Source organism: Nonomuraea sp. B10E15 (assembly GCF_039871615.1).
In the GTDB taxonomy this organism is placed as follows: Bacteria; Actinomycetota; Actinomycetes; order Streptosporangiales; family Streptosporangiaceae; genus Nonomuraea.
In genome coordinates, this window is record NZ_JBDPMB010000005.1 from 311,278 (window position 1) to 324,893 (window position 13,616).

General features: G+C 71.4%; 13 protein-coding genes and 1 riboswitch. Of the genes, 9 read left to right on the top strand and 4 right to left on the bottom strand.

Features of this window, described 5'->3' with window-relative positions; translation table 11 throughout:
* Positions 1-4: 4 nt before the first annotated feature.
* The 7 genes from ABGB14_RS19240 (at position 5) to ABGB14_RS19270 (ending at position 9,446) form a co-directional block, all read left to right on the top strand.
* Positions 5-2,509, top strand: coding sequence for a mannose-1-phosphate guanyltransferase (locus ABGB14_RS19240; RefSeq protein ID WP_347645054.1), 2,505 nt, complete (start codon positions 5-7; stop codon positions 2,507-2,509).
* Positions 2,510-2,776: 267 nt separating this feature from the next.
* The gene (locus ABGB14_RS19245; RefSeq protein WP_132603765.1) at positions 2,777-3,289 is read left to right on the top strand and encodes an FHA domain-containing protein; all 513 of its coding nucleotides are present in this window, start codon (positions 2,777-2,779) and stop codon (positions 3,287-3,289) included.
* 67 nt (positions 3,290-3,356) lie between these two features.
* On the top strand, positions 3,357-4,016 hold the full coding sequence (locus tag ABGB14_RS19250; protein WP_347645056.1) for a MerR family transcriptional regulator: 660 nt from the start codon (positions 3,357-3,359) through the stop codon (positions 4,014-4,016).
* A 132-nt stretch (positions 4,017-4,148) separates the two neighbouring features.
* Positions 4,149-4,619, top strand: coding sequence for a bifunctional nuclease family protein (locus ABGB14_RS19255; RefSeq protein ID WP_090771501.1), 471 nt, complete (start codon positions 4,149-4,151; stop codon positions 4,617-4,619).
* A gap of 147 nt (positions 4,620-4,766) precedes the next feature.
* Entirely contained in the window at positions 4,767-5,387 is a 621-nt protein-coding gene (locus ABGB14_RS19260) for a MerR family transcriptional regulator (RefSeq protein WP_132507171.1), read from the top strand.
* A 58-nt stretch (positions 5,388-5,445) separates the two neighbouring features.
* A riboswitch (glycine riboswitch) is annotated at positions 5,446-5,545 on the top strand.
* 178 nt (positions 5,546-5,723) lie between these two features.
* Positions 5,724-8,555, top strand: a complete 2,832-nt coding sequence (gene gcvP / locus ABGB14_RS19265) for an aminomethyl-transferring glycine dehydrogenase (RefSeq protein ID WP_347645057.1) — start codon at positions 5,724-5,726, stop codon at positions 8,553-8,555.
* A gap of 93 nt (positions 8,556-8,648) precedes the next feature.
* A complete protein-coding gene (locus ABGB14_RS19270; RefSeq protein ID WP_347645059.1) occupies positions 8,649-9,446 on the top strand; it encodes a tetratricopeptide repeat protein in 798 nt (265 codons plus the stop codon).
* 109 nt (positions 9,447-9,555) lie between these two features.
* On the opposite strand, the gene ABGB14_RS19275 is transcribed toward ABGB14_RS19270, so the two are convergent.
* Complete coding sequence (locus ABGB14_RS19275; RefSeq protein ID WP_347645060.1) at positions 9,556-9,903, bottom strand: hypothetical protein; 348 nt, start codon at positions 9,901-9,903, stop codon at positions 9,556-9,558.
* An 81-nt stretch (positions 9,904-9,984) separates the two neighbouring features.
* Here ABGB14_RS19275 and ABGB14_RS19280 point away from each other — a divergent pair, with 81 nt between their 5' ends.
* Complete coding sequence (locus tag ABGB14_RS19280; protein ID WP_347645061.1) at positions 9,985-10,656, top strand: alpha/beta family hydrolase; 672 nt, start codon at positions 9,985-9,987, stop codon at positions 10,654-10,656.
* On the opposite strand, the gene ABGB14_RS19285 is transcribed toward ABGB14_RS19280, so the two are convergent.
* On the bottom strand, positions 10,623-10,820 hold the full coding sequence (locus ABGB14_RS19285; RefSeq protein WP_132341476.1) for a DUF5999 family protein: 198 nt from the start codon (positions 10,818-10,820) through the stop codon (positions 10,623-10,625). The two genes, ABGB14_RS19280 and ABGB14_RS19285, sit on opposite strands and share 34 nt — an antisense overlap.
* Positions 10,821-11,020: 200 nt before the next feature.
* Entirely contained in the window at positions 11,021-11,581 is a 561-nt protein-coding gene (locus tag ABGB14_RS19290) for a TetR/AcrR family transcriptional regulator C-terminal domain-containing protein (protein WP_347645062.1), read from the bottom strand.
* A gap of 114 nt (positions 11,582-11,695) precedes the next feature.
* Here ABGB14_RS19290 and ABGB14_RS19295 point away from each other — a divergent pair, with 114 nt between their 5' ends.
* Positions 11,696-12,094 (top strand): hypothetical protein, encoded by a 399-nt coding sequence (locus tag ABGB14_RS19295; protein ID WP_347645063.1) that lies wholly within the window; start codon positions 11,696-11,698, stop codon positions 12,092-12,094.
* Between the two features lie 64 nt (positions 12,095-12,158).
* Here ABGB14_RS19295 and ABGB14_RS19300 read toward each other — a convergent pair whose 3' ends face one another.
* Complete coding sequence (locus ABGB14_RS19300) at positions 12,159-13,505, bottom strand: RNA polymerase sigma factor (protein ID WP_347645064.1); 1,347 nt, start codon at positions 13,503-13,505, stop codon at positions 12,159-12,161.
* Positions 13,506-13,616 lie beyond the last annotated feature (111 nt).

The following is a 13,616-nucleotide window of genomic DNA, read 5'->3' on the forward strand; positions in this document are numbered from 1 at the left end:
TCGGGTGAAGGCGGTCGTCATGGCGGGCGGGGAGGGCACTCGGCTGCGTCCGATGACCGCCAACCAGCCCAAGCCTCTGCTCCCCGTGGCCAACCGCCCGATCATGGAGCACGTCCTGCGCCTGCTCAAGCGGCACGGCATCACCGAGACGGTGGTCACCGTCCAGTTCCTGGCCGCCCTCGTGCGCACCTACTTCGGCGACGGCGACGAGCTCGGCATGAACCTCCAGTACGCCACCGAGGACCTGCCCCTCGGCACCGCGGGCAGCGTCAAGAACGCCGCCGACCGCCTCCGCGACGATCGTTTCCTGGTCATCTCCGGCGACGCTCTGACGGATATTGACTTAACGGACATGATCCGGTTCCATCGCGAGAATGCCGCCCTGGTGACCATCGGGCTGAAACGTGTGCCGAATCCGCTCGAGTTCGGGATCATCATCGTCGACGACGAGGGCAGGGTGCAGCGCTTCCTGGAGAAGCCCACCTGGGGACAGGTCTTCTCCGACACCGTGAACACCGGCGTCTACGTCATGGAACCCGAGGTCCTCGACGCCGTGGCCACCGGCGAGCCCGTCGACTGGTCCTCCGACGTCTTCCCCGCGCTCCTCGCCCGCGGCGCGGCCATCTACGGCTACGTGGCCGACGGCTACTGGGAGGACGTCGGCACCCACGAAAGCTATCTCAAGGCCCACGCCGACGCCCTGTCCGGCAGGGTCGCGGTGGACATCGGCGGCTTCGAGCTCTCGCCGGGCGTCTGGGTCGCCGACTCCGCCGCGGTCGACCCCGACGCCGTGCTCAAGGGCCCGCTGCTCATCGGCGACTACGCCAAGGTCGAGGCGGGGGCCGAGCTGCGCGAATACACCGTGCTCGGCAACAACGTCGTCGTCCGCGAGGGCGCCTTCCTGCACCGCGCGGTCGTCCACGACAACGTCTACCTCGGCCCCGGCGCCCACCTGCGGGGCTGCGTCATCGGCAAGAGCACCGACGTGATGTCCGGCGCCCGCATCGAGGAGAACTCCGTCATCGGCGACGAATGCGTCATCGAGGCGGAGGCGTACGTCTCCAGCGGCGTCCGGGTCTACCCGTTCAAGACGATCGAGGCCGGCGCGGTCGTCAACACCAGTGTCATCTGGGAGTCGCGCGGCCAGCGCAACCTCTTCGGCACGAGAGGCGTCAGCGGCCTGGTCAACGTCGAGATCACCGCCGAACTGTGCGTCCGCCTGGCCAGCGCGTACGCCACCACCCTCAGGAAGGGCGAGCACGTCGTCACCTCGCGCGACTGCTCCCTGGCCGCCAGGGCGCTCAAGCGGGCCGTCATCGGCGCGCTGACCGCCGGCGCGATCAACGTGCTCGATCTGGAGGCGGCCCCGCTGCCGGTGGCCCGCTTCCACACCGCCAGGGGCTCGGCGGCGGGCGGGATCGCGCTGCGCACCACGCCGGGCGACCCGCAGAGCGTGGACATCGTCATCATGGACGACCGCGGCGCCGACCTGCCCCCGGCCGCCCAGCGCAAGCTGGAGCGGGTCTTCTCCCGCCAGGAGTTCCGCCGCGCCTTCCCCGGGGAGATCGCGGAGCTCGCCTACCCGGCCAGGGCCGTCGAGGACTACACCCACGAACTGCTGCGTCACGCCGGCGTGACCGGCGTCAAGGACATGAAGGTCGTCGTCGACTGCGCGGGAGGCACCTCCTCGCTGGTGCTGCCCACGCTGCTCGGCCGGGTCGGCGTCGAGGTGCTCACCGTCAACGCCCGCCTCGACGACGTCTCGCCCACGGAGACGCTCGCCGGCCGGCGGCGCGACCTGCAACGCCTGTCGGAGCTGGTCAGCTCCTCGCGGGCGGCCTTCGGCGTCAGGTTCGACCCGGTCGGCGAGCGCATCGCCCTGGTCGACGAGATGGGCCAGCTCATCAGCGAGGAGCGCGCGCTGCTCGTCGTGCTCGACCTCGTGGCCGCCGAACGCAGGAGCGGCCGGGTGGCCCTGCCCGTCACCACGACCAGGGTCGCCGAGCAGGTGTGCCGCTTCCACGGCGTGCAGGTGCAGTGGACGTCCACCGCGCTCGACGCCCTCACCTCGGCCGCCGCCGGCCCCGACATGATCTTCGCGGCCGACGGGCGCGGCGGCTTCGTGGTGCCGGAGTTCAGCCCCGCGATCGACGGGCTGGCCGCGTTCCTGCGCCTGCTCGGCCTGGTCGCCCGCACCCGCCTGTCGCTCAGCCAGATCGACGCGAGGATCCCCGAGGTGAAGCTGCTCAGGCGGACCGTGCCCACGCCGTGGGCGGCCAAGGGAGCCGTGATGCGCTCCGTCATCGAGGCGGCCGAGGCCGAGCCGGAGGGCCGCCGCATCGACACCACCGACGGGGTGCGGGTGGCCCGCGACGACGGCAGCTGGGTGCTGGTGCTGCCGGCCGCGGCCGAGCCCGTCACCGACCTGTGGGCCGAGGCCTCCGACGTGGACGGCGCGCAGGCGCTGCTCGAACGCTGGGCCCGCGTCGTGGAACAGGCCGCCACGTGACCCCGGCCGGGCGGGCGCGAGAACGGCCGGGCCGCGATTGTGCGCGGACGGTCCCGCAAGATCGTAATGTAGAAACGCGCGGCGGCATGGACCGCAGGGCAGGGGCGGCGGTAACTTTGTCTGCGTCCTGACCACAGTCCAGCGCCCCGTCTTGACCTTTGCCGCTGATCAGCGTAAGTTGCGGCATTCGCAAACTTGAAAAAGCGAAGCGAGGCGCGCTCCAGAGCACCGTCGCCGCGTCTTCGCGGTAGGAGGCCGAGCCGATCGATGCCGAGCGTCTACTGCACGCAGTGCGGGCACGCCAACCCCGAGGATGCCCGTTTCTGTTCCCGCTGTGGGTCACCGCTGACCAGACTCGAGGTCTCCGGGGACACCACATCGACGATCTCGGTGGCGGGAATCGAGGCGTATGAGGCTGAGACAGGCGACATGCTCCTGGCCGAGCGGGCGCTGGTCGAGCAGCTGCCGCCCGGCGCGGCGCTGCTCACGGTGACCAGGGGGCCCAACCAGGGCAGCCGCTTCCGGCTCGACAAGGACCTGACCACGACCGGGCGCCATCCGGAGAGTGACATCTTCCTCGACGACATCACCGTCTCCCGCCGCCACGTCGAGTTCTACCGCCACCGCGGCGGCCAGTTCTCCGTGCGCGACGTGGGCAGCCTCAACGGCACCTACGTCAACAGGGAGCGGATCGAGGAGGTTCCCCTGCACTCCGGCGACGAGGTGCAGATCGGCAAGTTCCGCCTTGTCTTCCTGATGCGGGGCAGCTCCGGGGCATGAGGGGGCGAAGCGGGCGACCGGCGGACGCCGTCTCGTGCGTGACCATGCGGCAAGGGGAGGAGCGCGCATGACGTCGCAGGCGGCACGCTCGCACATGAGCATCGGGGAGGTGCTCGCGCTCCTGCAGGGCGAGTTCCCCGATGTCACCATCTCCAAGATCCGTTTCCTGGAGGGCGAAGGGTTGATCGAGCCCGAGCGCAGCCCGTCCGGCTACCGCAAGTTCACGCACCTGCACGTGGAGCAGCTGCGCTTCATCCTCACCGAGCAGCGCGACCACTACCTGCCGCTGCGGGTGATCAAGGACAAGATGGCGGAGGGCTTCGGCCGCCCGCGCGCCCTGCAGGACAACGGCAAGCAGGAGATCAGGCTCAGCCGGGCCGAGCTGATCGAGGCCGCGAGCATCGACGAGGAGACCCTCGCCGAGCTGGAGGACTACGGCCTGCTCGCCCCGGTGGCCCGTCGCTACGACGAGGAGGCGCTCGCGGTGGCCCGCACCGTCGGCGCCCTGGCCCGCTTCGGCCTGCGCGCCCGGCATCTGCGCGCGGTCAAGGCGGCGGCCGAGCGCGAGTGCGGCCTGGTCGAGCAGACCGTCGCACCGATACTCAAGCGGCGCGCCCCCGGTGCCATCGGCGAGGCCGACGAGGTGGCCAGGGAGCTTTCCGCACTCCTGCTCGACCTGCACGCATCCCTTGTGCGCACGGGTGTCCGGTCCGTGCTGGGGCGCTGAGACCGCGGCGAGCTGGGAGGCGGCGGCACATTCCAGGCCCGCCGGGTGTTACGTTGAAATGCAGAAGCCAGTCAGCAGAAGCAACGACCAAATAGCTGTGCCGGGTCACCGGTCAGGAATACGGAGCAGCCCGTGTTGCAGATGGAGGTTGTGGGCGTTCGGGTTGAAATGCCCACAAATCAGCCGATCGTCTTGCTGAAGGAGGCACACGGGGAGCGGTTCCTTCCTATATGGATTGGCATGACGGAAGCCACGGCCATCGCTCTGGCCCAGGCAGAGGAGCCTCCGCCGCGGCCGCTCACCCACGACCTCTTCCGTGACGTGCTGAGCGCGCTGGGCGTAGGCCTGCGGGCGGTCAACATCGTCGCCCTGCGTGACGGCATCTTCTTCGCCGACCTGGTGTTCTCCAACGGCGTGGAGGTGAGCGCGCGGCCGTCCGACTCGATCGCGCTCGCCCTGCGCACCGGGGCGCGCATCTTCGCCAGCGAAGAGGTCGTCCAGGAGGCCGGGGTGATCATCCCGGACGACCAGGAAGACGAGGTGGAGAAGTTCAGGGAGTTTCTTGACACGATCACTCCCGAGGACTTCGGCCGGGCGGGGTAGGTATTTCAGTGCATTTACGCTTCACGACGCGCCGAGCCGGATCGTTGACTGAGCATGGTCGCGGTCCTACGGTGCAAGTGAAACCCGTGGCCGCGCTTCACGTACCCCCAGATCAGGCCACGGGATGAGAGAAAGCCGGAGGTCCGCGTGGCGGTCAGCAGCGGCGAGGGAAAGACGGCCGGCCAGGAAGATCCGGTGCGGCGCGAAAGCGCGCGGCAGCGTGCCGGGGAGCAGGGTCTGCTCTTCGACGAACAGCCCGCGGCGCTGCCGGGCGACATCGGATACCGCGGGCCGACGGCATGCTCGGCGGCCGGCATCACCTATCGGCAGCTCGACTACTGGGCGCGCACGGGCCTCGTCGAGCCCACGATAAGAGCCGCGCAGGGCTCCGGCTCCCAGCGTCTCTACAGCTTCCGCGACATCCTGGTCCTCAAGGTCGTCAAGCGGCTCCTCGACACCGGGGTGTCGTTGCAGCAGATCCGCACGGCCGTGCAACATCTGCGTGACCGCGGGGTCGCCGACCTCGCGCAGATCACGCTCATGAGCGACGGCGTCAGCGTCTACGAGTGCACCTCGGCCGACGAGGTGATAGACCTGCTCCAGGGCGGGCAGGGCGTGTTCGGCATCGCGCTCGGCCGGGTCTGGCGCGAGGTCGAGGGCTCCCTCGCGGAGCTGCCGGGGGAACGCGCGGCGGTCGAGGACACCGTCCCGGCCGACCATCCCGCTGACGAACTCGCCCGGCGCCGCCGCGCCCGCCGCACGGGGTGAGCACGGCTCCTGGCAGCCGTACGAATCGGGCGTAGTAACCTGAGGGCAGAAAGGCCGACGACCCCGTGCGGGAGAGTCTCCGGGCCCCCTGGGCTCCGGGGCGCCGAAGGAGCAACCCTCCCCGGAATCTCTCAGGCATCCCGTACCGCTCGGGCGAGGCAACTCTGGAAAGCAGGCGCACCCGCCAGGCGCGCCTCACCGACGGTGCAAGCCCCACCGGGGTGAAGCTCTCAGGTCGCGGCCCCGCGCTTGTCCGGGGCCCGCGCTGACAGAGGGGGAGATCCGGCACACGCCCGCGCCCTGGCGCCGGTCTCCACAGCCTCGGGAGGCATCTCCATGACCGATCTGTCCGCCCCGCCGTTCTCGTCCCGGCACATCGGCCCCTCCGAGTCCGAACAGCAGCGCATGCTCGAGGCCGTGGGCTTCGAGTCCGTGGCGGATCTGGTGGCGGTCGCCGTCCCCGAGTCCATCAGGGCGAAGGACCGGCTCACGCTGCCCGCCCCCGCCGGCGAGGCCGAGGCCATCGCCGAGCTGCGCGCCCTGGCCGACCGTAACCAGGTGCTGACCTCGATGATCGGGCTGGGCTACCACGACACGGTCACGCCCGCCGTCATCCGCCGCAACCTGCTGGAGAACCCGGGCTGGTACACCGCCTACACCCCCTACCAGCCGGAGATCTCGCAGGGCCGCCTCGAGGCGCTGCTCAACTTCCAGACCGTCGTCTCCGACCTCACCGGCCTGCCCGTGTCCGGAGCCTCGCTCCTCGACGAGGCGACCGCCGCGGCCGAGGCCATGACGCTGGCCCGCAGGGCGGGCAAGTCCAAGAGCGCCGTGTTCGTGGTCGACGCCGACGCGCTGCCCCAGACCAAGGCCGTCCTCGCCACCAGGGCCGAGCCGCTCGGCATCACGCTCGTGGAGCACTCCCTCGACGGCGAGCTGCCCGAGTGCTTCGGCGTGCTCGTCCAGTACCCAGGAGCGTCCGGCCGGCTGCGTGACTTCCGCGCCGTGGCCGCCGCCGCGCACGAGGCGGGCGCCCTCGTCGTGGCCGCCGCCGACCTGCTGGCACTGACGCTCGTGGCCGCCCCCGGCGAGCTGGGCGCCGACATCGCCGTGGGCTCCTCGCAGCGGTTCGGGGTGCCCTTCGGGTTCGGCGGGCCGCACGCCGCCTACATGTCCGTACGCGAGGGCCTGCAGCGGCAGCTGCCCGGCCGCCTGGTCGGCGTCTCCGTCGACGCCGACGGCGACCCCGCCTACCGCCTGGCCCTGCAGACCCGCGAGCAGCACATCCGCCGCGAGAAGGCCACCAGCAACATCTGCACCGCGCAGGTCCTGCTCGCCGTCATCGCGAGCATGTACGCCGTCTACCACGGCCCGGAGGGCCTGCGCCGCATCGCCCACCGGGTGCACCGCCACGCCGCCGCCCTGGCGGAGGGGCTGCGCCGGGCGGGCGTGGAGGTCGTGCACGCCGAGTTCTTCGACACGGTGCTCGTGCGCGTGCCCGGGCGGGCGTCCGCCGTGGTCGCCGCCGCCGCCGAGCGGGGCGTCAACCTCTGGCAGGTGGACGCCGACCACGTCTCGATCGCCTGCGACGAGAAGACCGGAGCCGCCGACCTGGTCACGGTGCAGGCCGCGTTCGGGGTCACGACCCCCCGCACCGACGTCGAGGGCGCCGCCGACGCGCTGCCCGCCCCGCTGCTGCGCGAGTCCGCCTACCTGACCCACCCGGTCTTCCACGACCACCGCTCCGAGACCGCGATGCTGCGCTACCTGCGCCGGCTGCAGGACAAGGACATCGCGCTCGACCGGTCCATGATCCCGCTGGGCTCCTGCACGATGAAGCTCAACGCGACCACCGAGATGGAGCCGATCACCTGGCCGGAGTTCGCCGCCGTCCACCCCTACGCGCCCGCCGCCCAGGCCGAGGGCTACCTCGAGCTGATCGGCACGCTGGAGCACTGGCTGGCCGAGGTGACCGGCTACGACGCCGTCTCCATCCAGCCCAACGCCGGCTCCCAGGGCGAGTTCGCCGGGCTGCTGGCCATCCGCGCCTACCACCACGCGGGCGGTGACAGCGGGCGGGACGTCTGCCTCATCCCCTCCTCGGCCCACGGCACCAACGCCGCCAGCGCCGTCATGGCCGGCATGCGGGTCGTGGTCGTGGCCTGTGACTCCGAGGGTAACGTCGACCTGGCCGACCTCGACGCCAAGATCGCCAAGCACCGCGACGCGCTCGCCGCGATCATGGTGACCTACCCGTCGACGCACGGCGTCTACGAGGAGACCATCACCGAGATCTGCGCCAAGGTCCACCAGGCCGGCGGCCAGGTCTACGTCGACGGTGCCAACCTCAACGCGCTGGTCGGGCTGGCCAAGCCCGGCGAGTTCGGGGCCGACGTGTCCCACCTCAACCTGCACAAGACGTTCTGCATCCCGCACGGCGGCGGCGGCCCCGGCGTCGGCCCGGTCGCGGTCCGCGGCCACCTGGCGCCCTACCTGCCCGGTCACCCGCTGCGCGACGGCTCGCCGGTGGGGCCCGTCTCCGCGGCGCCCTACGGGTCGGCAGGGATCCTGCCGATCTCGTGGGCGTACATCCGGATGATGGGCTCCGACGGGCTCACGGCGGCCACCGAGCAGGCCATCCTGTCGGCCAACTACCTCGCCAAGCGGCTGGCCCCCCACTTCCCGGTGCTCTACACCGGACGCGGCGGGCTGGTGGCCCACGAGTGCATCATCGACCTGCGCCAGATCACCAAGGAGACCGGCGTCACCGTGGACGACGTGGCCAAGCGCCTCATCGACTACGGCTTCCACGCGCCCACCATGTCGTTCCCCGTCGCCGGGACCCTCATGATCGAGCCGACCGAGAGCGAGGACCTCGGCGAGCTCGACCGGTTCGCCGACGCGATGATCGCCATCAGGGGCGAGATCGCCAAGGTGGCGTCCGGCGACTACGACAAGGCCGACAACCCCCTGCGCAACGCGCCGCACACCGCGGAGTCGGTGAGCGCCGACGAGTGGCACCACCCGTACACGCGGACCGAGGCCGCCTACCCGCTGCCGTCGCTGCGCGACGGCAAGTACTGGGTGCCGGTGCGCCGCATCGACCAGGCCTACGGCGACCGCAACCTGGTGTGCTCGTGCCCCCCGCTGGAGGCGTACGAGGACTAGTCACCGGGAGGGCCAGACCTTCGGCGTCAACGGGGCAGACATGATCGCCGGAAGTCGTTAGGCTCGGGGCGACCGTCGCCAGAAGGAGCTCTCTTGACGTCCTCAGAGCTGGAGACCCCGCCTCTCGACACCGCCCGGCGTCTGGCCGAACGCGGCGACCTCGACGGCGCCGCCGCCATCCTCAGCGAGCTCGCCGCCGACCCCGACGAGCCCGACAGGGCTCAGGCCGCCGTCGGGCTGGCCGTGGTGCTGGAGGAGCGCGGCGACGTCGAGGCCGCCAGGACCGCCGCCAGGACCGCGCTGGCGACGGGGCACCCCGAATACGCCTCGCAGGCCGCCTGCCACCTGGCCCAGGGGTTCGAGCGCGAAGGGCGGGCCGAGCAGGCCAGGGCCGCCTGGCAGGCCGTGCTGGGGGTCGGCGCGGCCGCGTACGTCCCGCTGGCCCATCTCGCGCTGGCCCGGCTGGCCGTGCGGGCGCTCAACCTCGAGGAGGCGGAGCAGGAGCTGCGGGCCGCGATGGCGGTCGGCGACGGCGAGGTCGCCGCGCGCGCCGCGCAGGAGCTGGCCGACCTGCTGATGGAGCACGGAGAGCCCGGGGCGGCGGCTGAGCTCCTCCTGGACGCCCTGGAGGCCGTGCCCGAGGAGGAGACGCCGGGGCTGCGGGTCCGGCTCGGCATCGCGCACCTGGAGCTGGCCTGCGCGGAGTTCGCGGAGACCGTGGAGGGAGGCGCGGACGCGCAGACGAGCGCGCTGGCCATCGAGCTGCTCGCCCGCACCCTGCCCCTGCGCGGGCGCGACGACGACGCGGGGCGGGTCTGGTCGTACGGGCTGGAGCACGCCGACGAGACGCTGGCCGCGGAGGTCAGGCTCCGCTACCAGCGCGACACCTGACGCCCGGGGCCCGGTGTGCGTGACGTCCCGGCCCACGCCACCGAGGCGCTCCTCCCGGGCGTGCCCGCGGGCCGGCGGAGGTGCTCCCGTTCCCTCCGCCGGCCGGAGGTCAGCCGCGGCGCATGATGGCCGCCGCGGCGGCCACGTTGATGATGACGATGGCCAGCCACGTGATGATCAGCCCCACCAGTCCGGCGTTGACCACCCCGATGGCCGTCAGCGGGATGCCCATGCCCATCGAGCCCAGCGCGACCGGGATCATCGTCGCGCCCGGCGCGGACTTCTTGTGCGGCGGGGGCCCGTGGCGGTCGAGCTCGGCCCGCACCCGGGCGGCGATGGTGGCCTCGAGGCGCTCGGTGAACGAGTCGACGAGCGCCGCCTCGTAGTCGGGCCCGAGATCGCGGCGGGCGTCGAGCGTGGCCTGAAGGTCTTCCCTGATGGGACGCTGGTCCGGCATAAGGTCATCATCCATCCCGGAAGTGGTGTCGTCATCCGACCTGAGGGCTAGCGCGTCATCCTCCCCAGGTACGGTGCTGGCATGGAGGTGATGACCCCGCGCGGGCCCGCGCTCGTGGAGATCGACGAGGTGCCGGGCGCGCGGCTGCTGCTGGTCCTGACCCATGGCTCGGCCGGGGGAGTGGACGCTCCCGATCTGCTGGCCGTGCGCGACGCCGCCATGGGCGTGGGAGCCAGCGTGGCGCGGGTGACGCAGGCGTTCAGGATGGCGGGGGCGCGGGCGCCCGGCCCGCCGGCGAGGCAGGACGAGGCGTGGGAGATCGTGCTGTCCGAGCTGCGCGCGCGCCTGCCGGGGCTGCCCCTCGTGCAGGGCGGGCGGAGCAACGGGGCTCGGGTGGCGTGCCGTACGGCGAAGGCGGTCGGCGCGGCGGCGGCGGTGGCGCTGGCCTTTCCGCTGCATCCGCCGGGGAAGCCGGAGCGCTCCCGGGCCGGGGAGCTACGCGGCGCCGGGGTGGACGTGCTGGTCGTGAACGGTGATCGTGACCCCTTCGGAGTGCCGGACGCCGCGGATGCCGCGCGCCTGGTGGTGCTGCCGGGAGAGGGCCATGACCTGAAAAAGGACCCCGCCCGGGTGGGCGAGGTCGTGGCGGAGTGGATCACCCGCTACGGCGGGCCGCCACGGCAGGGCAGCACCGGCCGGCGGCGCCGCCCGCGTGCGGATCAGGCCGCGCCCACCAGCGGATCGGGCCGATGAGGTGCGATGACGGTGCCGCTGGGCAGCAGCTCGCCGGTGTCCTCGAACAGGACGACGCCGTTGCAGAGCAGGCTCCACCCCTGCTCGGGGTGGCAGGCGAGGGTGCGTGCCGCCTCGCGGTCAGGCGCCTCGGCATCCGGACAGGCCGGGTCGTGCGGGCACATCGGCGTGCCTCCGATATCTCGTGGGATGCTCCCGTTCTGGAGGGGCGGGAGCCGGCTCGGGTTGTTGTCCTGGCAAGTGTGCGACTGTGTCACGCGTTCCGACATAGCCCGTTCGGGCTGTTACAGGAGGATCCCTGGTGCGTGTGACCTTCGACACAGCGTGCCTTATGCAGGATAACCGGCCAAGCGCGACACGCGCATCACGTTTGCAATCCCTTGAGGAGAGCGTCGAGCCCGCGCTCGAAGTCGATATCAGCTCTTTCGTCCCGTCTGACCCATTCATCGACGTCTGGGTCGGCCCAGCCTGACTGCTGCACCTCGACGGCGACGCTGCCGAAGACGAAGGCCCGCAGCGTGCGCACGGCCTCGGCGGCGCCCTGGAGCCCCGCGTCGGCGAGCTGCTCGGTCTGCTCCTTGACGGCGACCGCCGTGGCGCCCTTGGGCGGCTTGGTGAGGGCCAGGGCCAGCACGCCGGGATGCTCGCGCAGCGCCTCCCTGCTCGCCCGGCACCAGGCCCTGGCCGTCTCCTGCCAGGTGGAGCGCTGCTCGACGTGGATGGCGGTGACGTGCTCGGCCAGCGCGTCCATCAGCGCTTCCTTGCCCCGGGGCAGGTGGTGATAGATGGCCATCGCCTCCACCTGCAGGGCGTCGCCCAGGCGGCGCATGGTGAGCCTGCGCAGGCCCTGGCCGTCGGCGATGTGGAGCGCGGCCTCGATGATGCGCTCGCGGGAGAGGGGGACGGGTGGTCGCTTGGCGGGCATGGAGATCATCTTACTATGTAAAGGCGCTCGCTCCTGGCCGATTTCCGCACGTGTCGCGGGACGGCGTACGCTAAGCGTCGGAACGAATGACGACAGCGTGAAGGGGCCGAGTCGATGGCGTTTTTCCGTCCGCGGGTGAGCCGGGAGGCCGAGGTTCGCTTCCACGCGGACCAGGAGATCTCCAGGAGCTTCCCCGAGCTGCTCGAGAAGGCCCGCGAGGCCGAGCGGACGCTGCGCGAGCTGCAGGCCTCGGCGGCCGACGAGATCGAGCTGCTGGCGGCGGGCCAGGCCCTCGACCGGGCGCTGACCGACGCGCTGCGGGCCGCGGAGGCGGGGCAGCGGGCCACGTTCGGGGTGAAGGCCTACGACGACCGGATCGCGCGCCGCAAGGCCAAGGCGACCCCCGCGGGGGCCATGTGGACGGCCCAGGTCGAGCGCCTGCGCACGCTGCGCGAGGACAACCGGATGTGGGGCATCCCGCGGGTGCCGCGCCCGGTGCCCGCCACCGTCTGAGCGCCGGTCACCAGGCGTCCAGGAAAACGAGAGCCCCGGCACGTGGTGTGCCGGGGCTCCGTTGTCAGCTGGCCCAGTCGAGCAGCGGGCGGGTGTTGCTCGGGTGGCGCAGCTTGGACAGCGACTCCTTCTCCAGCTGGCGGATCCGCTCCCGGGTCAGCCCCAGGTGCCTGCCGATCTCGTCCAGCGTGTGCGGCTTGCCGTCCACCAGGCCGAAGCGCAGTGCCATGATCTTCGACTCGCGCGGTGAGAGGTTGTCGAGCACGCCGCGCAGCTGGTCGCCCAGCAGCTGGCGGTCGACGATCTCCGACGCCTCGGGGGAGTCGACGTCCTCGATGAGGTCGCCGATCGTGGTCTCGCCGTCCTCGCCGATCGTCGCGTTCAGCGAGATCGGCTGGCGGCTGGTGCGCAGCAGCTCCTCGATCTGGTCCGGGGTCTTGTCCAGCTCGACCGCCAGCTCCTCGGGGGTGGGCTCGCGTCCCAGGCGCTGGTGCATGTCGCGCTCGATGCGTGACAGCTTGGACAACATCTCCAGCACGTGCACCGGCAGCCGGATCGTCCGCGCCGAGTCGGCGAAGCCGCGCTGGATGGCCTGCCTGATCCACCACATGGCGTACGTCGAGAACTTGAAGCCCTTGGTGTAGTCGAACTTCTCCACCGCCCTGATGAGCCCCAGGTTGCCTTCCTGGACCACGTCGAGCAGCGACATGCCGCGGTCGGTGTACTTCTTGGCCACCGACACGACCAGGCGCAGGTTGGCCTCCAGCATGTGGTCCTTGGCCTGCTTGCCGTCCTCGACGACCAGGCGCAGGTCCTCCCGCGCGGCGGGCGGCAGATCGGGCTGGGTCTCGAGCTTGTACTCGGCGTACAGGCCGGCCTCGATCCGCCTGGCCAGCTCGACCTCCTGCGCCGCGGTGAGCAGCGTGCGGCGGCCGATGGACTTCAGGTAGGTGTGCACCGAGTCGCCCATGACCGACTGGGTGTCGTCGAGGTCGACGGCGTCGCCGTCGTCCTCGGCGCTCAGCTCGATCTCCTCCGGCACGTCCTCCTCGTGCTCCGGCTTGGGGTCCGGGGGGATGACGGACTTCGCGTCCGCCGGGGAAAGGGTTTTTGCCTCTGCTGCCTTGCGGCCGGTAGTCTTGGCCCGCGAAGCCTTCTTGGGAGTCGCCGCCTTCTTCTGGGTGGTCTTCGCGGGGGTGGCGGTCGTGCTGAGAGACGGCTCGTTCTCGGCGGCCAGGCTCACGCCGGCCTCTGACAGCTCACGCAATATCGTGCGGCCCTCAGAGGGGCTGATCCCGGCGTTGCCGAACGCGTCCCGCAGCTCCGCCAGAGATAGGTGACCCTGGGCTCGCCCTCGTTCGAGCAACTGGTCGAGAGACACGGGCGGGGTCGCCAAGGCGGTTCTGGGCATGAGGACACCTCCTCCGTACGGAGTAGAAGCGATCAGGCAGGTTGTGGTGGGGCGGCTTCGTCGTCCGCACGGCGCACCAGTATCAATAACGCCAATCGCCGCCATTTGTTC